13 protein-coding genes and 5 tRNA genes are annotated in these 17060 nt (G+C 70.8%); 12 read left to right on the forward strand and 6 right to left on the reverse strand.

The window, feature by feature from the left end; all coding sequences use genetic code 11:
* Positions 1–7: 7 nt before the first annotated feature.
* The 5 genes from B9S64_RS23845 to B9S64_RS23865 form a co-directional block, all read right to left on the reverse strand.
* Complete coding sequence (locus B9S64_RS23845) at positions 8–3247, reverse strand: nitrate- and nitrite sensing domain-containing protein (RefSeq protein WP_103492053.1); 3240 nt, start codon at positions 3245–3247, stop codon at positions 8–10.
* Between the two features lie 347 nt (positions 3248–3594).
* Positions 3595–4176 (reverse strand): ATP/GTP-binding protein, encoded by a 582-nt coding sequence (locus tag B9S64_RS23850; protein ID WP_003966011.1) that lies wholly within the window; start codon positions 4174–4176, stop codon positions 3595–3597.
* Positions 4157–4564 carry a DUF742 domain-containing protein gene (locus B9S64_RS23855; RefSeq protein WP_003966010.1) on the reverse strand — a complete coding sequence of 136 codons (408 nt, stop codon included), beginning with the start codon at positions 4562–4564 and terminating at the stop codon, positions 4157–4159. Before B9S64_RS23855 ends, B9S64_RS23850 begins: the two co-directional genes overlap by 20 nt.
* A gap of 134 nt (positions 4565–4698) precedes the next feature.
* Positions 4699–5112 (reverse strand): roadblock/LC7 domain-containing protein, encoded by a 414-nt coding sequence (locus B9S64_RS23860; protein WP_019992295.1) that lies wholly within the window; start codon positions 5110–5112, stop codon positions 4699–4701.
* A 9-nt stretch (positions 5113–5121) separates the two neighbouring features.
* Positions 5122–8934, reverse strand: a complete 3813-nt coding sequence (locus B9S64_RS23865) for a nitrate- and nitrite sensing domain-containing protein (protein ID WP_109492106.1) — start codon at positions 8932–8934, stop codon at positions 5122–5124.
* A gap of 611 nt (positions 8935–9545) precedes the next feature.
* Here B9S64_RS23865 and B9S64_RS34595 point away from each other — a divergent pair.
* From B9S64_RS34595 to B9S64_RS23905, 9 genes are all read left to right on the forward strand, one after another.
* Positions 9546–9701: a hypothetical protein gene (locus tag B9S64_RS34595; RefSeq protein ID WP_181012439.1), complete on the forward strand. Its 156-nt coding sequence runs from the start codon at positions 9546–9548 to the stop codon at positions 9699–9701.
* A 118-nt stretch (positions 9702–9819) separates the two neighbouring features.
* Positions 9820–10605, forward strand: a complete 786-nt coding sequence (locus B9S64_RS23870) for a fumarylacetoacetate hydrolase family protein (protein ID WP_103493548.1) — start codon at positions 9820–9822, stop codon at positions 10603–10605.
* On the forward strand, positions 10598–12109 hold the full coding sequence (gene gltX, locus B9S64_RS23875; protein ID WP_103493549.1) for a glutamate--tRNA ligase: 1512 nt from the start codon (positions 10598–10600) through the stop codon (positions 12107–12109). Before B9S64_RS23870 ends, gltX begins: the two co-directional genes overlap by 8 nt.
* 99 nt (positions 12110–12208) lie before the next feature.
* Entirely contained in the window at positions 12209–12928 is a 720-nt protein-coding gene (locus B9S64_RS23880; RefSeq protein ID WP_103493550.1) for an HAD family hydrolase, read from the forward strand.
* Between the two features lie 85 nt (positions 12929–13013).
* Positions 13014–13085 (forward strand) — tRNA-Gln (locus tag B9S64_RS23885).
* Between the two features lie 26 nt (positions 13086–13111).
* Positions 13112–13184: transfer RNA gene (locus B9S64_RS23890), tRNA-Glu, on the forward strand.
* Positions 13185–13269: 85 nt separating this feature from the next.
* Positions 13270–13342, forward strand: a tRNA-Glu gene (locus tag B9S64_RS23895).
* A gap of 12 nt (positions 13343–13354) precedes the next feature.
* Positions 13355–13426, forward strand: a tRNA-Gln gene (locus B9S64_RS23900).
* Positions 13427–13445: 19 nt separating this feature from the next.
* Positions 13446–13518, forward strand: a tRNA-Glu gene (locus B9S64_RS23905).
* 249 nt (positions 13519–13767) lie between these two features.
* Here B9S64_RS23905 and ndgR read toward each other — a convergent pair.
* Positions 13768–14484 (reverse strand): IclR family transcriptional regulator NdgR, encoded by a 717-nt coding sequence (gene ndgR / locus B9S64_RS23910; RefSeq protein ID WP_014048551.1) that lies wholly within the window; start codon positions 14482–14484, stop codon positions 13768–13770.
* 175 nt (positions 14485–14659) lie between these two features.
* On the opposite strand from ndgR, the gene leuC reads away from it, so the two are divergent.
* From leuC to B9S64_RS23925, 3 genes are all read left to right on the forward strand, one after another.
* Positions 14660–16087, forward strand: coding sequence for a 3-isopropylmalate dehydratase large subunit (leuC, locus tag B9S64_RS23915; protein WP_103493551.1), 1428 nt, complete (start codon positions 14660–14662; stop codon positions 16085–16087).
* 2 nt (positions 16088–16089) lie between these two features.
* Positions 16090–16683 (forward strand): 3-isopropylmalate dehydratase small subunit, encoded by a 594-nt coding sequence (leuD, locus tag B9S64_RS23920; RefSeq protein ID WP_103493552.1) that lies wholly within the window; start codon positions 16090–16092, stop codon positions 16681–16683.
* A gap of 104 nt (positions 16684–16787) precedes the next feature.
* Entirely contained in the window at positions 16788–17015 is a 228-nt protein-coding gene (locus B9S64_RS23925; protein ID WP_028443234.1) for a hypothetical protein, read from the forward strand.
* The last annotated feature ends 45 nt before the right edge of the window (positions 17016–17060 follow it).

Consider the following 17060-nt stretch of genomic DNA (forward strand, 5'->3'; position numbering starts at 1 on the left):
GCTCACACTAACGCTCCTGGTTGTAGGTAGTACTTGTGTCCGACCCCGCGCTACGACCCCGCTGTACGCCCCGGCGCAGGTTGCTCAACCTGCCCCGGACGTCCTCGGGGGCGCGGGAGACCTGTGGGCCGCCCTGCTGGGTCTGCTCCGCGGTCCCCTCGACCAGATTGGCCTTGGGAACACGCAGCGGAAGGCCGGACGGGGTGACTCCGCCCGCCTTCGGGTCCTTGAGCCTCTCGGCCCGGTCCCAGCGCTCGTCGTTGGCCGAACGCCAGTCCTCGGAGCCGTCCCCCTCCGGCTGCGGCAGCTGGACCGGCGCGGCGGGCTGATCGTTTCCCCTGCCGGTGGGCTGCCAGTGCTGCTGGCCCGCGCCGCGGCGCGGGAGACCCGCCTCCGTCAGCTCGTGACCGGCCTCCGGGGCCGGTTCGGGGTGGTCGAAGCCCGCCTGCTCGGGCGCCTCGCCCGGAGCGGCTTCCGCCTCCGGCCGCGTGAGCGGCTCGTACCCGCCCTGGTAGCCGCCCTGGTCGGGCCACTCGGCCCCGGCACCCTGGTCCGGCCACTCGGTCCGGGCGTCCTGGTCCGGCCACTCGGGCCGCTGGGCCTGGGCGTCCTGGGCCGCGAACGGGTCGGCGTACGCGTCCGGCCCGGGAACGGAGGCCGGGTAGGCGCCTTCCGCGGAGCCGTCCGGCGCGTCCTGCCGCTCCGGCACGGCGTGCGGGGACTGCCCCGGGTAGGCGCCCCCGTCGGCGTACGGCTCGTAGCCGCCCTCGTAGCCGGTCCCGGCGTAGCCCTGCTGCTCCTGCTCCTGCGGGGCGTACGGCCCGGCCTGGTACGGCTCCTGGGCGAACTGGTCCTGCGGGTAGGCCTGCTGGGCCGCCGAGCCGTCCTGGAACGCCTGCTGCTCGTCGCCGGACCGCTCCTCCAGCGCGGCGCGCCGCTCCCCGCGCATCAGCGAGCGGTTGACCGGGTGCACCTGCGGGGAGTCCGTCTCCGGGGTCTCGTACCGCGAGTCGTCGAAGCCCAGCTCGGCCGCCGTACGCATCGCGGGCTGCTGCGGCACCGGCTCGAAGCCCTGCGCCCGCTGCTGCTCCGGGATGATCGAGGAGACGGTGAAGTCGCCCTCCGGAAGCGGCTCGCCGCCGCCCCCGTGGGTGATCGCGTCCGGCAGCATGACCAGCGAGGTGGTCCCGGCCTGTTCGCCCGAGGGGCGCAGCTGGACCCGGATGTCGTGCCGGTCGGCCAGCCGGCCGACCACGAACAGCCCCATGCGCTGGGAGACGGCGGCGTCCACGGTGGGCGGGTTGGCCAGCTTGTGGTTGATGTCCGCGAAGTCCTCGGCGGTGAGGCCGATGCCCTTGTCGTGGATCTCGATCATGACGCGGCCGTCGGGCAGCCGGGTCGCGGTGACGCGCACCTTGGTCTGCGGCGAGGAGAACGTGGTCGCGTTCTCCAGCAGCTCCGCGAGCAGGTGCACGAGGTCGGTCACGGCCTGGCCGTGGATCTCGCTCTCCGGAACACCGGTCAGCTCGATGCGCTCGTAGGACTCCACCTCCGAGGAGGCGGCCCGCAGCACGTCCACCAGCGGCACCGGCTGGTTCCAGCGGCGGCCCGGCTCCTCGCCCGCCAGGACGAGGAGGTTCTCGCCGTTGCGGCGCATACGGGTGGCCAGGTGGTCCAGCTTGAAGAGGCTCTCCAGCTGGTCCGGGTCGGCCTCGTTGTTCTCCAGGTCGGTGATCAGGGTCAGCTGGCCCTCGATGAGCGACTGGTTGCGGCGCGAGAGGTTGGTGAAGATCGCGTTGACGTTGCCCCGCAGCATGGCCTGCTCGGCGGCGAGCCGGACGGCCTCGCGGTGCACCTGGTCGAAGGCGCGGGCGACCTCGCCGATCTCGTCCTGGGTGTTGATCGGGATCGGCTGCACCCGGGTGTCCACCCGGCCGGGCTCGGCCCGCGAGAGCTGGTCGACCAGCGACGGCAGGCGCTGCTCGGCGATACCGAACGCGGCGGTACGCAGCCGGCGCATCGAGCGGCTCATCTGACGGGCCATCATCCCGGCGATCACGAACGCGGCCAGCAGGGCGACGATCACGATCGCGGCGTCGATGACCGCGTCGTTACGGGCGCCGGTGGAGATCTCGGCCGCCTCGGTCACCGCCTTGTCGACCAGCTCGTTCTCGACCGTGGTGTATCCGTCGAACTTGGCGGTGGCGGCGGCCGTCCAGGTCTCCGGGGTGATGCCCTTCGCCTTGAGCTGCTCCGGCGACTTGCCCAGACCGATCTGCTGGGCCATGCCGTCGAAGACCGAGCCGTCGATGCTCGGCGGCGTCACGAAGGGCTCACCGTCGGCCTCGGCGGCCGCACGGGCCTCCTTGAGCCGCTTGGCGCCCTCGGCGGCCTTGTCGGCCATGACCTCCTTGAGCCGGGCCGCGTCGGCCTCCGTGCCGCCCGAGGTGAACTCGGCGAGCGCGATCTTCTCCAGGTAGTTGTACGAGCTGAACGCCGTGACCTGGTCCTTGAAGGTGGCTTCCTCCCGGCTCGGGCGCACCAGCAGGTGCATGCCGATCGAGCGCTGAAGCGATTCCGCGGCCTTGGCCAGCTCGATGGCGTACACGGTACGGCCGTAGCTCGTGATGTTGCCGGTGCCCAGGCCGAGCTCGTTGGAGAACTCCATCAGCGAGTGCTGGACCTGGGTGTAGCCCTCCTCCGTCTTCACCGGGTCCATCGCCGCGGTGTAGGCGGAGTTGCGCAGCGCGGGGAGGAGCGGTTCCTCCGCCTTGAACAGCTTGAGGCGGCGGTCCAGGCCCTCCTTGGCCGGCATGTCCTGGACGGCGGCGTCGAACTTGGCGGCGGCGGCGTCCGACGTGGCCCGTGCGTCCTCCACCTCCTGGGCGGTGCGGTCGTTGGACAGCAGCGGCAGCGCGGTGAGGTCGCGCTCGTTCAGCAGCGCCTGCCCGTACTCCGAGGCGGCGCGGACGATCTGCGCCGTCTTCTCGGCCTCCTGGGCCTCGCTCCAGGTGTCGATCGAACCCTTCACCTGGAATCCGCCCATGACCAGGCCGACCAGGGCCGGGATCAGGAGGATGGCGTTCAGCCGGGTGGGTACACGCCAGTTGCGCGGGGACATCCGGCTGGTGCTGCCCGTCGCCGGTCCCGCGGTTGACGGCGTGTCGGCAGGCGGCGCCGCCGCACGGGGCGGAGGGGTGAAGTTTCCCCGCTCCGGCGCCGCGGAGCCCTCGTTGCTTCGCCTCACTCGACCAACAACCTCTCGGCGTCGGCACCTACGCTGTGCCGGATTATTCGTTCAGAGTCGTACTACACGGTGGTCGTGGCATTGCAGCACGTGGACGGGCCCCGTTCCAAACAGTCGGAATGCGCGATTCCGTGTGGCGCACTCCGCACATAAAACGGGCATAAAGAGCGAGCCCCGTCAAAAGGCGGGGCTCATGTGAGCGCAGTGGCACCGCTCGGATGCGTCGGGTATCGACCTGGGCCCAATTCTCTCTCGAAACGTTATGAAGGTGGGGGCGGGCGTGTCAAAGGACACAGGCCGCCCCCACCCGGCCGGCGCAACTTCCGCGGACCGCTGCTGACTTGGCCCTACTTGAGCCGGGCCATCAGGGCGTGCTCGACCAGCGTGATCAGACCGCTCTTGGCGTCCGCGCGATGACGGGCGTCCGTCGTGATGATCGGTGCGTCCGGTCCGATCTGGAGGGCTTCGCGGACTTCGTCGGGGGTGTAGGGCTGGTGTCCGTCGAAGCCGTTGAGGGCGATGACGAAGGGGAGTCCGCTGTTCTCGAAGTAGTCGACGGCGGGGAAGCAGTCGGCGAGGCGGCGGGTGTCCACGAGGACGACGGCGCCGATGGCGCCGCGGACGAGGTCGTCCCACATGAACCAGAAGCGGTCCTGTCCGGGGGTTCCGAACAGGTAGAGGATCAGGTCCTGGTCCAGGGTGATGCGTCCGAAGTCCATGGCCACCGTGGTGGTGGTCTTGTCCCCGGTGTGGGTGAGGTCGTCGATGCCCGCGGACGCGGACGTCATCACGGCTTCGGTGCGCAGCGGGTTGATCTCCGAAACGGCACCGACAAACGTGGTCTTACCCACGCCGAAGCCGCCCGCCACCACGATCTTCGCCGAGGTGGTGGCACGGCCCGTACCGCCGCTAGAGCTTGCGAAGTCCACTGAGCACCCTTTCGAGCAGTGTCACATCCGGCGCGCCGCCGGCCTCTCCGTTGCCCGGCTGGTGGATGGCCACCATGCCGGCTTCCGCCAGGTCCGCCACCAGGATCCTGGCCACACCCAGGGGCATGGACAGCAGGGCCGACACCTCGGCCACCGACTTGACCTCGCGGCAGAGGTGGCAGATCCGCTGGTGCTCGGGCAGCAGGGTGCCGAGATGAGCCGGGTCTGCCGTGGTGCTGACCAGTGCCTCTATCGCGAGCTGGTAGCGCGGCCGGGTCCGGCCGCCGGTCATGGCATAGGGACGGACCAGCGGCTGGTCGCCTTCACCGTCGTACGACGCGTGATGCAGCGCGCCGTACGGATCCGGTGAGGCGGGTGGCGGGGTCATGAATCCTCCGGGCGTGACAGCAGGATGTCGCCTTGCCGTCGGGAAGGGCCGGTGAGGGGACTGGGGCGGCCGGACGGGTGAGGGTTTCGGGTAGTACCTGGGTGGATCGTGTCAGGTCTCTGCCGCGAGGCCGCCTAGTGGAGCAGACTGCCTTGTAGTTCGGCGCGGAGGTCGGGGGTGAGGACGGTCCCCGCCCGGTCGACGAGGAGGGCCATCTCGTACCCCACCAGCCCGATGTCCGCTTCCGGGTGGGCGAGGACGGCCAGTGACGACCCGTCCGAGATGGACATGAGGAAGAGGAACCCGCGTTCCATCTCCACAACCGTCTGGCTCACGGCGCCGCCTTCGAAGATCCGGGAGGCACCCGCCGTCAGCGACGTCAGACCGGAGGCCACGGCCGCCAGCTGGTCGGCGCGGTCGCGCGGGAAACCTTCGGACATCGCCAGCAGCAGGCCATCCGCGGAGACCACCACCGTGTGCGACACCCCTGGGGTGTTGTCCACGAAGTTGGTGATCAGCCAGTTCAGATTCTGCGCGGCCTGACTCATCGGGCTCAACTAACGCTCCTGCTGGTGAGTGGGGCCGAGTTGGAAACTGCCGGTAGACGGGCCGTTGTTGGCCTGCCGTCCCTGCTGGATGCCCCGGCGGAGATTGGTCAGACGGCCGCGTACGTCATCCGGCGCACGCGAAACCTGAGGTCCGGACTGATGATTCTGCTGCTGAGCGGTGCCCGGTACCAAATTGGCACGTGGGACCCGTCGCGGCAGCCCGGACGTGGTGATCCCGCCGGCCGCGGGCTTCTTGGCCCGCTCCGCCTGGCGGACGAGCTCGTCGTTGGGCGAGGCACGCCAGGAGCTGGTGACCGGGGTGTCCGCCGCACCACGCCGGGGCATGGGCGGAGCCGGGTCGCCCACGGGCTCCGGGGCGGCCGGTGCCTGCGGCTCGGCGGGCGGCTGCCCGCCGCCCTGCGGCGGGCCGTGGAACCAGTTGGTCTCCAGCGTGTCGTACAGCGGCGTACGCCCGTCACCCGGACCGGCCGGCGGCAGCGCCTCCGGCTGCTGCGGCAGCGCGGGCCGGTGCTGCTGCTCGGACCGGTACTGCTGCTCGGGCGCCGGCGGACGCGGCCCGCCGAAGTCCGGGCCGTCGTGCCGCTGCGGTGCGGGCATCTGCGGAGCCTGGCCGCCGAAGCCCTGGTCGTGCGGCAGCGGGGCACCGAAGTCCGGGCGGGCGAACTGGGCGGTGCTCGCCGGGTCCATGCCCTGCTGCGGCGCCTGCGGGATCTGGGGCATCTGCGGTGCCTGCGGCGCCGAGAAGTCCGGGCGGGCGAACTCGGCCGTGGCGGCCGGGTTCTGACGGTCGTCCAGGGGCTGCCGCGAACCGGGCCCGCCGAACGGCTGGTTCGGGCCGTGGCCCTCGGCCGGGTTCACCCGGCCGAAGTCGGGCTCCTCGTGACCGCGCGGCGCGTCCAGCGGGGTGTGGCGCGGGGCGCCCGGCTCCTCGACGCCCCAGCTGGTGCTCTGGGGGCGCTGCGGCTGCGGGTTGCCGCCGGGCAGCTCCGCCCGCGGGCCGCCCGCGGGCGGAAGCCGCCGGGCCGGAGGGGCGGGCTGCTGGAAGCCGCCCTGGTTGCCCTGCTGCCCCTGGTTGCCCTGCTGGCCCTGGCCGTACGGGTCGCCGCTCTGGCCGAACGGGTCGCCGCCGCCCTGGCCGTACTGGTTGCCCTGGCCGTACATGCCGTCCTGGTGGTGCTGGGCCTGCTGCGGCTGCGGGTTCTGCCGGGCGGGCGGACCACTGCGGCCCTGCTGGCCGGAGCCCGAGTGTCCGAAGAGGTTCGGGCGGCCCGAGTCGGCGCCCGCGGACGGGTCCTGACCGCGTGCGCCGGCGCGGCCACCGCCGCCGAAGGCGCCGGAGAGCCCGCCGCCCTGACGCGGCGCGTCGTGCCGGCCCTGGCCCGGAACACCGGGTCCCTGCGTGCCGGGGCCCTGCTGCGGCTGACGCGGTCCGCCGTCGCGCGAGGGCAGGGCCGCCCGGGGCGACGCGCCCGCGCCGACCTGGCCGCGCTGGGGACCGGCGCCCAGCCCCTTGGCGGGGGCCGGGGGGCCGCCGAGACCGGCGCGCTGGTTGTTGCCGCCGCCGTTCGCTCCGCCGTTGCCGCCGCCGAGCAGTCCGCCGGGCGCACCGGGCTGCTGGCCCGGACCCTGCTTGGACGGCGGCTGCTTGCCGCCGTGCGCGACCTCCATGGGCAGCATGACCAGCGCGGTCGTACCACCGGAGTCGGAGGGCCGCAGCTGGATCCGGATGCCGTGGCGCAGGGACAGCCGGCCGACCACGAAGAGGCCCATGCGGCGGGAGACGGAGACGTCCACCGTCGGGGGCGCGGCCAGCCGCTCGTTGATCGCCGCCAGGTCCTCGGGGGAGAGGCCGATGCCGGTGTCGTGGATCTCCACGAGCACCCGGCCGTCGGGCAGCGCGTGACCGGTGACCCGGACCTTCGTCTGCGGCGAGGAGAACGACGTGGCGTTCTCCAGCAGCTCGGCGAGGAGGTGCACGAGGTCGTTGACGACGCGGCCGGCCACCTCGGTGGCGGGCACCGCGGCCAGTTCGATGCGCTCGTACTGCTCCACCTCGGACGCGGCGGCACGGAGCACGTCGACCAGCGGCACGGGACGCGTCCACCGGCGGCCCGGCTCCTCGCCCGCGAGGACGAGGAGGTTCTCGCCGTTACGGCGCATACGGGTCGCGAGGTGGTCGAGCTTGAAGAGCGAGGAGAGCTGGTCCGGGTCGGCCTCGCGCGACTCCAGTTCGGAGATCAGCGAGAGCTGACGCTGGATGAGGCCCTGGGAACGCCGCGAGAGGTTGGTGAACATCGCGTTGACGTTGCCTCGCAGGAGGGCCTGCTCGGCGGCGAGGCGGACGGCCTCGCGGTGCACGTCGTCGAAGGCCGCGGCCACCTGGCCGATCTCGTCCCGGGAGTGCACACCGACGGACTCGACGGAGGTGTCCACGTCCTGCGGGTCGGACTCGGACAGCTGCTTGACCAGCTCGGGCAGCCGGTCCTGGGCGACCCGGGTCGCGGTGTCCTGGAGACGCCGCAGCGAGCGGATCATGGACCGGGCCACCACGAAGGCGCCGACCAGCGACACACCGAGGACGACCAGGATCATCGCACCGTTGAGGATGGCCTCGCGCTGCGAACTCTCCCTCAGCTCACGGGCCTTGGTCTCCATCTCGCTGAGGAGCGTCTCCTCGATGGTCTTCATGGCCTGGATCTTGTTGGAGCTCTGGTCGTACCAGTCCATGTACGTGCGCGAGGTCTTGGAGCCCTCCATGCCCAGCGGGCTGTCGAGCACCTTCTTCGCGTACATGTCGGCCGCGGTGATCTCGGGGTTGCCGTTCTCCAGCGAGGCCAGCAGCTCGGTGGAGCTGTTGCCGGTGCTCTCGTACGTCGTTTCGAACGTCTGCTTGGACTGGGCTTCCTTGACGAGCGCGTTCCGGCCGAACGCCTGGTCGTTGTCGTCCAGGTGGCCCTTGGCGTTGTCGCTGGCGGGCAGGGCCGCCGCGATCACGGCGCGCTGCACGGAGGCGTACTCCTTGGCGGAGGAGAACGCCGCCAGGGCACGGGTCCGCTTGATCATGTCCGGGCTGCTGGTGGCCTGCGCCATGTCCTGCGAGAGGCTCAGCAGCGAGGAGATCAGCTGGCTGTACCGGTCGACCGTGTTGAGGCTGGGCGCGTCCTTGGCGTAGGCGTCCTTGCGGATGCTGGTCAGGTCGCCGAGCTGGTTGCTGATCTGGCTGACGCTCGCGTGGATGCTGTCCAGCGCCTCGTCGCCGGGGGTGTTGCCGATCTTGTCGGTGGCGTCGAGGAAGGTGGACTTGGCCCGGTCGGTGCGCTTGCGGGGCTCGGTGACCTTGTAGTCGGTCGCCTTGCCGCCGTTGGCCAGCGGGCCGGCGGACTGGTCGCGCTCGTTCTGGAGCGCGTTGGCCAGCAGCGTCGCCTGCTTGGTCATCTCGGTGAGCAGCTGCATGTGCTCCAACTGCTCCATGTCGTTCATGGATTCGTTGATGCGCATGCCGCCGAGCGTGGTCGCCGCGACCACGGGCAGGGCGAGCAGGGAGACCAGACGGGTGCTGATGCGCCAGTTACGCAGAGCGATGCGTGAACCGGCGGCGGAGGGACCCGTGGGATCGAGGGGCGGGGCGGTCTCCGCGCTCTCGCCCGTGGTGGTTCCCGGGCGTTGCGCGCGCTCGCCGCCGTCGCCGGCCGGTCCGGGGTTCTGGGCGTGCTGGGCCGAGGCGCCGCGGTCGCTGTCGCCGCGCGGCTCCTGATCCGCCGGAGCGTCCCCTCGGCCCTGGCGGGGCTGGGGAGACCCCATGCCATCCCTCTTGAAACGTCCCTGCACTAGCGTCGCAACCTCTGGACCAGGCGTCCCCCCGCGTAGAACGGCGGGACGGTGTCGGCGTCGTGGGGCGCTGGACGCGCCCCATGGTGGTCGTGAGTGACCGGCGTACTTCCCCCTCCCGCCGCCACTCGGCGCTGCGTTGCGCCCCTGCGCGCTGGGCCCTTGAACCCGGCGGCGGTGCGTGGAATTCCAGCACAGTGGCGGATCTCCAACAAGGCCCGTGTACCGGGCTGTGACCTGGATGACACCGTGTGATGAGCGGGTAACAAGCCGTGCAGAGCTTTCGGTGTCAAAGCATGTCAAAAGGGGCGGGTTTCCGGAGGGGGTGAGGTGTCCCAGACGGCATGATCGGGAGCGGAATGCGGGATTCAGTCATGCATTGTCCGTTTCCCCTGGCGCGGTCGGGCGCCCGGAATGATCCCTTTGTCGCCAACTTCGTGAGCAAACTCACATCATGATCGGCGTCTCACCGCGACTTCCGTGGGGAATCGCATGTTTAGCCTGGCGCTTTGCAGGGATAAGCGCATCCGACGAACCGGCTCCCCCTCAGGGCGGGGCCCGAGCGACAAGGGTCCACACGGCAGATGAAGACCACGACGTTCCGCAACCTGGCCAACCCCCGGCGCATCACGCTGACGCACCTGGAGGACGCCCGGACGCTTCAACTGCCGACCCCCCGGGCGAAGACCGCCGCCCTGCCGGACGTCACGGCCAACCCGCGCCGCACCGTCCGGGCCTGACGAAGACCCCCGCCACGCCCGCCGGGCGCCCCCGAAGGGGCGGGCCGGCGCCCCTCACCCGCGTTAGCCTGGAGCGTCAGTCTTCAGCCAGCCAGCAAGTGAGGGGCGACAGCATCCCGTGCGCATCGCCAGGTTCTCCATCGACGGCAATGTCGCCTTCGGCGCGGTCGAGGGCGAGGGGGCCATCGACTCCGGTGACCTCGTCCTCGACATCATCAAGGGCATCCCGTACACCGACTTCGAGCTCTCCGGGACCAAGGTCCCGCTGAAGAAGGTCCGGCTGCTGCCCCCCGTGCTCCCCAACAAGGTCGTGGCCGTCGGCCGCAACTACGCGGAGCACGCCGCCGAGATGGGCGGCGAGGTGCCCGACGTCCCGATCACCTTCTTCAAGCCCACCACCTCGGTGATCGGCTCGGGCGACGCCATCGAGTACCCCTCCTTCTCCCAGGAGCTGCACCACGAGGCCGAACTGGCCGTGGTGATCGGCCGCATGTGCCGCGAGGTCCCGCGCGAACGGGTCAAGGACGTCGTCTTCGGCTACACCTGCGCCAACGATGTCACCGCCCGTGACGCCCAGCGCCGCGAGGGGCAGTGGGCCCGCGCCAAGGGGTTCGACACGTCGTGCCCGCTCGGCCCCTGGGTGGAGACCGACCTCGACCCCGGCGACCTGGCCGTCCAGGCCACGGTCAACGGCGAGCAACGCCAGCTGGGCCGTACGAGCGACATGATCCGCTCGGTCGAGGACCTGGTCGTCCACATCACGGAGGCCATGACCCTGCTCCCGGGCGACGTGATCCTCACCGGGACCCCCGCGGGAGTTGGACCCCTGCACGCCGGCGACGAAGTCGCCGTCACCATCGAAGGCATCGGCACTCTCACCAACAAGGTGATCAAGCGTGGTTAACGCACCCTCCCCCAAGCTCTCGGCTCCGCTCGACCAGGGGGTACCCCCTCGCGTCCGTTTCTGTCCCTCACCCACGGGCAACCCCCATGTGGGTCTGGTCCGCACCGCCCTGTTCAACTGGGCGTTCGCGCGGCACCACCAGGGCACCCTGGTCTTCCGCATCGAGGACACCGACGCGGCCCGCGACTCCGAGGAGTCCTACGAGCAGCTGCTCGACTCGATGCGCTGGCTCGGGTTCGACTGGGACGAGGGCCCGGAGGTCGGCGGCCCGCACGCCCCGTACCGCCAGTCGCAGCGGATGGACCTCTACCAGGACGTCGCCGCCAAGCTGCTGGACGCCGGGCACGCCTACCCCTGCTACTGCACCACCGAGGAGCTGGACGCCCGCCGCGACGCCGCCCGCGCCGCCGGCCGGCCCTCGGGGTACGACGGCCACTGCCGTGACCTGAGCGACGAGCGGAAGGCCGCGTACGAGGCCGAGGGCCGTACCTCGATCGTGCGCTTCCGGATGCCCGACGAGGCGATCACCTTCACCGACCTGGTCCGCGGCGAGATCACCGTCCAGCCGGAGAACGTCCCGGACTACGGCATCGTCCGCGCCAACGGGGCCCCGCTCTACACCCTGGTCAACCCGGTCGACGACGCGCTGATGGAGATCACCCACGTTCTGCGCGGCGAGGACCTGCTCTCCTCCACCCCGCGCCAGATCGCGCTGTACCGGGCGCTGATCGAGCTGGGCGTCGCCAAGGACATCCCCGCCTTCGGTCACCTGCCGTACGTCATGGGCGAGGGCAACAAGAAGCTCTCCAAGCGCGACCCGCAGGCCTCGCTCAACCTCTACCGCGAGCGTGGCTTCCTGCCCGAGGGGCTGCTCAACTACCTCTCGCTGCTGGGCTGGTCCATCGCCGAGGACCGCGACATCTTCTCCCGCGACGAGCTGGTCGCCGCGTTCGACATCGCCGACGTCAACGCCAACCCGGCCCGCTTCGACCTGAAGAAGTGCGAGCACGTCAACGCCGAGCACCTGCGGGCGATGGACGTGAAGGCGTTCACCGAGGCGTGCGGCCCCTGGCTGAAGGCGCCGTTCGCCCCGTGGGCCCCGGAGGCCTTCGACGCGGAGCAGTTCGCCGAGATCGCCCCGCACGCCCAGACCCGGGTGACGGTGCTCTCGGACATCACGGCCAACGTCGACTTCCTCTTCCTGGACGAGCCGGTCGAGGACGAGGCGTCCTGGAAGAAGGCCATGAAGGAGGGCTCGGACGCCCTCCTCGTCAGCGCCCGCGCCGAACTGCTCGCCGCCGAGTGGAACGCCGAGGCCCTCAAGGCCGCCGTCCTGGCCGCCGGCGAGAAGCACGGCCTCAAGCTCGGCAAGGCGCAGGCCCCGGTCCGCGTCGCCGTGACCGGCCGCACGGTCGGCCTGCCGCTCTTCGAGTCCCTGGAGATCCTGGGCCGCGAGAAGACGATCGCCCGCGTCGACGCGGCACTGGCCAAGCTGGCCGGTTAGCGACGCCCGTAGGCGCGCCGGAGGCCGGGGTCCCCCACGGGGGAGCCCGGCCTCCGGCGTATCCGGTAGCGGGGCGGCGGGGCGGGGTAGGTTCGCCGCATGGCGATCCGCGCGGTCCTCTGGGACATCGACGACACGATCTTCGACTACTCCGGGGCCGACCGCACCGGCATGCGCGCGCACCTGGAGCGCGAGGGCTTCCCCGGGGGGTACGCCTCCCTGGAACGGGCCCTGGACGCCTGGAAGGCGATCACGGACGCGCAGTGGGCGCGCTTCGCCGCCGGGGAGACCGACTTCCAGGGGCAGCGCCGCGAGCGGGTGCGGGAGTTCCTGGGGCGGAGGATGAGCGACGCCGAGGCCGACGCGTGGTTCGGCCGGCACGCCGCGCACTACGAGGCCGCGTGGGCCCTCTTCCCGGACGTCCTGCCGGTGCTGGACCGGCTGGCCAGGAGCTTCCGGCACGCCGTCCTGTCCAACTCCAGCATCCACAACCAGGACCGCAAGCTCCGCGCGCTCGGCGTGCGGGACCGCTTCGAGGCGGTGGTGTGCGCGGTGGAGATCGGGGTCTCCAAACCGGACGCCGCGGCCTTCCACGCGGCCTGCGAGGCCCTGGCCCTGGACCCGCGCGAGGTGGCGTACGTCGGCAACGAACCCGACATCGACGCGGCGGGCGCCGTGGCCGCCGGGCTCAGCGGGATCTGGCTCGACCGTGACGGGCTCGGCGGGCGCCCCGAACTGGCCCGGATCACCGGCCTGGACGAGCTTCCCGGCCTGCTGGCGGGCGATACCCGTTTTGGAGCGCCGGACACCTTCGGGTAATGTTCTTCCTGCGCCGCCCGAGCGGGCCGAAAGATCCGGCCGGGAAGCGCGGACAGAGACAAGGCCCTCAGGGGTTGCGTTTCAGTGGGCTATGGTGTAATTGGCAACACTACGGTTTCTGGTACCGTCATTCTAGGTTCGAGTCCTGGTAGCCCAGCGCAGTACCGCACGATGAAGTAACAAGCCCCCGTTGTGTAGCGGCCTAGCACGCTGCCCTCTCACGGCAGTAGCGCCGGTTCGAATCCGGTCGGGGGTACAGATCCATCCCGCGAGAACGTCTGGGTCGCACCCATGTTCACGCGGTGACACCGCCCGGTTACCGCCGGGTGAGGATCGCTAGGGCCCCCGTTGTGTAGCGGCCTAGCACGCTGCCCTCTCACGGCAGTAGCGCCGGTTCGAATCCGGTCGGGGGTACGTGTACCACCATGGGCTATGGTGTAATTGGCAACACTACGGTTTCTGGTACCGTCATTCTAGGTTCGAGTCCTGGTAGCCCAGCGCAAGACCGAAGTAACAAGCCCCCGTTGTGTAGCGGCCTAGCACGCTGCCCTCTCACGGCAGTAGCGCCGGTTCGAATCCGGTCGGGGGTACAACTCGGCAGTACGGCAAGGTCCTTCACCCCGGTGAAGGGCCTTTTCGCTGTTCCGGACCGGTTCCCGCCGTGCGCTGTTCCGGGAGCCCTCAGGTGGTCTTGTGGCGAGTCCAGGTCTCCGGCCGCCATCTCCCGTGTGAAGCGGGCCTGTTGGACGAGATGCTCCACATCGCAGCGGCGAGCGGTGCGTGGGTGGAGGGGGCCGCCACGACGCTGGGGCGGCCAAGGGAGGGGGTGGGCGTGTGCCTCAGCCCGTGCGGCGCAGTGCCTCACTGAGCCGCGCGGCCGAGTCGATGACGGCCTGGGCGTGCATCCGGCCCGGGTGGCGCGTCAGCCGCTCGATCGGCCCGGAGACGGACACCGCCGCGACCACGCGGTTCGACGGGCCCCGCACCGGTGCCGAGACCGAGGCGACGCCCGGCTCGCGCTCACCGATCGACTGGGCCCAGCCCCGGCGGCGTACGCCCGAGAGGGCCGTCGCCGTGAAGCGCGCCCCCTGGAGGCCCCGGTGCAGGCGCTCCGGCTCCTCCCAGGCCATCAGGATCTGCGCGGAGGATCCCGCCTTCATGGTGAGCGTGGAGCCGACGGGTACCGTGTCCCGCAGTCCGGACAGCCGTTCCGCCGCCGCCACGCAGATCCGCATGTCGCCCTGCCGGCGGTAGAGCTGGGCGCTCTCGCCGGTGATGTCACGCAGATGTGTGAGCACGGGTCCGGCCGTCGCCAGCAGGCGGTCCTCGCCGGCCGCCGCGGCCAGCTCCGCCAGGCGGGGGCCGAGAATGAAACGGCCCTGCATGTCCCTCGCCACCATGCGGTGGTGTTCGAGTGCCACGGCCAGTCGATGTGCCGTCGGCCGTGCGAGCCCTGTCGCCGCGACCAGTCCGGCGAGGGTGGCCGGACCGGACTCCAGGGCGCTCAATACCAGAGCTGCCTTGTCGAGAACGCCGACGCCGCTAGAGTTGTCCATACGACGATACTCGCGTCTCACTCTGTGAAACGCAAGTTCAATTTTCCCCAGGAATTGCGAACCTGTACCGGCGGCCGCATCGCGGCTCGTAGTCGCCGCCCCGCTCGGGGGTCCGGACGGTGGCGCACCGAAATCTCTAGTTGGGCCGGCGAGGACGCCGGCCGGAGGGAAAGCGATGGGTAGGACACTCGCGGAGAAGGTCTGGGACGACCACGTCGTCCGGCGCGCGGAGGGCGAGCCCGACCTTCTCTTCATCGATCTGCACCTGCTGCACGAAGTGACCAGCCCGCAGGCGTTCGACGGTCTGCGCCAGGCCGGCCGCCCGGTCCGGCGCCTCGACCTCACCATCGCGACCGAGGACCACAACACCCCGACCCTCGACATCGACAAGCCGATCGCCGACCCGGTCTCCCGCGCCCAGCTGGAGACCCTGCGCAAGAACTGCGCGGACTTCGGCGTCCGGCTGCACCCGCTCGGCGACGTCGAGCAGGGCGTCGTGCACGTCGTGGGCCCGCAGCTGGGGCTGACCCAGCCCGGCACCACGGTCGTCTGCGGTGACTCGCACACCTCGACCCACGGGGCGTTCGGCGCGCTGGCCTTCGGCATCGGCACCAGCCAGGTCGAGCACGTCCTCGCCACCCAGACGCTCCCGATGGCCCGGCCCAGGACCATGGCGATCACCGTCGAGGGCGAACTGCCCGACAGCGTCACCGCCAAGGACCTCATCCTCGCCGTCATCGCCCGCATCGGCACCGGCGGCGGCCAGGGGTACATCCTCGAATACCGCGGATCCGCCATCGAGAAGCTCTCGATGGAGGCCCGGATGACCATCTGCAACATGTCGATCGAGGCCGGCGCCCGCGCGGGCATGATCGCCCCGGACCGCACCACCTTCGACTACCTGCGGGGCCGCGACCACGCCCCCCGGGGCGAGGACTGGGACGCCGCCGTGGCGTACTGGGAGACGCTGCGCACCGACGACGACGCGGTCTTCGACGCCGAGGTCCTCATCGACGCCACCGAGCTGGCGCCGTTCGTCACCTGGGGCACCAACCCCGGCCAGGGCGCGCCGCTGTCCGCCAGCGTCCCCGACCCGGCTTCGTACGAGGACGCCTCGGAGCGCCACGCCGCCGAAAAGGCCCTGGAGTACATGGGGTTGACCGCCGGGCAGCCGCTGCGCGAGATCAGTGTGGACACCGTCTTCGTAGGTTCCTGCACCAACGGCCGCATCGAGGACCTGCGCAACGCCGCCTCGGTCATGGAGGGCCGCAAAGTCGCCGACGGCGTACGGATGCTGGTCGTCCCGGGCTCCGTCCGGGTCGCCCTCCAGGCCGTCGAGGAGGGCCTGGACAAGGTCTTCACGGCCGCCGGCGCCGAATGGCGGCACGCGGGCTGTTCGATGTGCCTGGGCATGAACCCGGACCAGCTGGCCCCCGGTGAGCGCTCCGCCTCCACCTCCAACCGCAACTTCGAGGGCAGGCAGGGCAAGGGCGGCCGCACCCACCTGGTGTCCCCGCAGGTGGCCGCCGCCACCGCCGTGCTGGGCCATCTGGCCTCGCCCGCCGACCTGTCCGACACCCGTACGCCCGCCGGAGTCCGATAGCCATGGAAGCATTCACCGCACACACCGGCCGTGCCGTCCCGCTGCGCCGCAGCAACGTCGACACCGACCAGATCATCCCCGCGCACTGGCTGAAGAAGGTCACCCGGGACGGCTTCGAGGACGGGCTCTTCGAAGCCTGGCGCAAGGACGAGGACTTCGTCCTCAACCGCCCGGAGCGCGAGGGCGCGACGGTCCTGGTGGCCGGCCCCGACTTCGGCACCGGCTCGTCCCGCGAGCACGCCGTCTGGGCCCTGCAGAACTACGGCTTCAAGACCGTCATCTCCTCCCGGTTCGCCGACATCTTCCGCGGCAACTCGCTGAAGAACGGGCTGTTGACCGTCGTCCTCGACCAGGACGTCGTCGACCGGCTGTGGGAGCTGACCGAGTCCGACCCGGCCGCCGAGGTCACCGTGGACCTGGAGAAGCGGCAGGTCCTCGCGGCCGGGATCACCGCCGGTTTCGAGCTGGACGAGAACGCCCGCTGGCGGCTGCTCAACGGCCTCGACGACATCAGCCTCACCCTTCAGAACGAAGCGGACATCGCGGCCTACGAAGCGGGCCGACCGGCCTTCAAACCGCAGACCGTCCAGGCCTGATCAGCGCTTTTACCGCACTGCGCCCCCTGCCTCCCGGCAGGGGGCGCAGTCGCTTGTTGAGACCCCCTCGGGCGACAACTCGCCCCAGATGGCACAATCGGTGCATGGAACGCGACAGCCAACTCAAGCTCTATGGCGAAGTCGCCGACCGATTGAAGGAAGCGCACGCACGCGTGCGCGCACTGCAAGTCCCGGAGGGCGTACGGATGGCGCTCTCCCGGAAGCTGCTGGTCGTCACGGCCGCGGCTAAGCACGATCTCCCAGGTGCGGCAAGGCGCCTGGACCGATTGATGAAGGACCTCGATGAGGGCCGATTCCCCGAAGGTGACTGACTCCGCGGAACAGCGCGGCGGTCGACTTCGTTGCGGCACTAGGGT

This window comes from Streptomyces sp. SM18 (assembly GCF_002910775.2).
Lineage (GTDB): Bacteria > Actinomycetota > Actinomycetes > Streptomycetales > Streptomycetaceae > Streptomyces > Streptomyces halstedii.

Coding starts and splice junctions, on each gene's coding strand:
- B9S64_RS23925 (WP_028443234.1), top strand. CDS start 16,788: ATGGAACGCGACAGCCAACTCAAGCTCTATGGCGAAGTCGCCGACCGA.
- B9S64_RS23855 (WP_003966010.1), bottom strand. CDS start 4,564: ATGACCCCGCCACCCGCCTCACCGGATCCGTACGGCGCGCTGCATCAC.
- B9S64_RS23865 (WP_109492106.1), bottom strand. CDS start 8,934: ATGGGGTCTCCCCAGCCCCGCCAGGGCCGAGGGGACGCTCCGGCGGAT.
- B9S64_RS34595 (WP_181012439.1), top strand. CDS start 9,546: ATGAAGACCACGACGTTCCGCAACCTGGCCAACCCCCGGCGCATCACG.
- ndgR (WP_014048551.1), bottom strand. CDS start 14,484: ATGGACAACTCTAGCGGCGTCGGCGTTCTCGACAAGGCAGCTCTGGTA.
- B9S64_RS23860 (WP_019992295.1), bottom strand. CDS start 5,112: ATGAGTCAGGCCGCGCAGAATCTGAACTGGCTGATCACCAACTTCGTG.
- leuC (WP_103493551.1), top strand. CDS start 14,660: ATGGGTAGGACACTCGCGGAGAAGGTCTGGGACGACCACGTCGTCCGG.
- B9S64_RS23880 (WP_103493550.1), top strand. CDS start 12,209: ATGGCGATCCGCGCGGTCCTCTGGGACATCGACGACACGATCTTCGAC.
- leuD (WP_103493552.1), top strand. CDS start 16,090: ATGGAAGCATTCACCGCACACACCGGCCGTGCCGTCCCGCTGCGCCGC.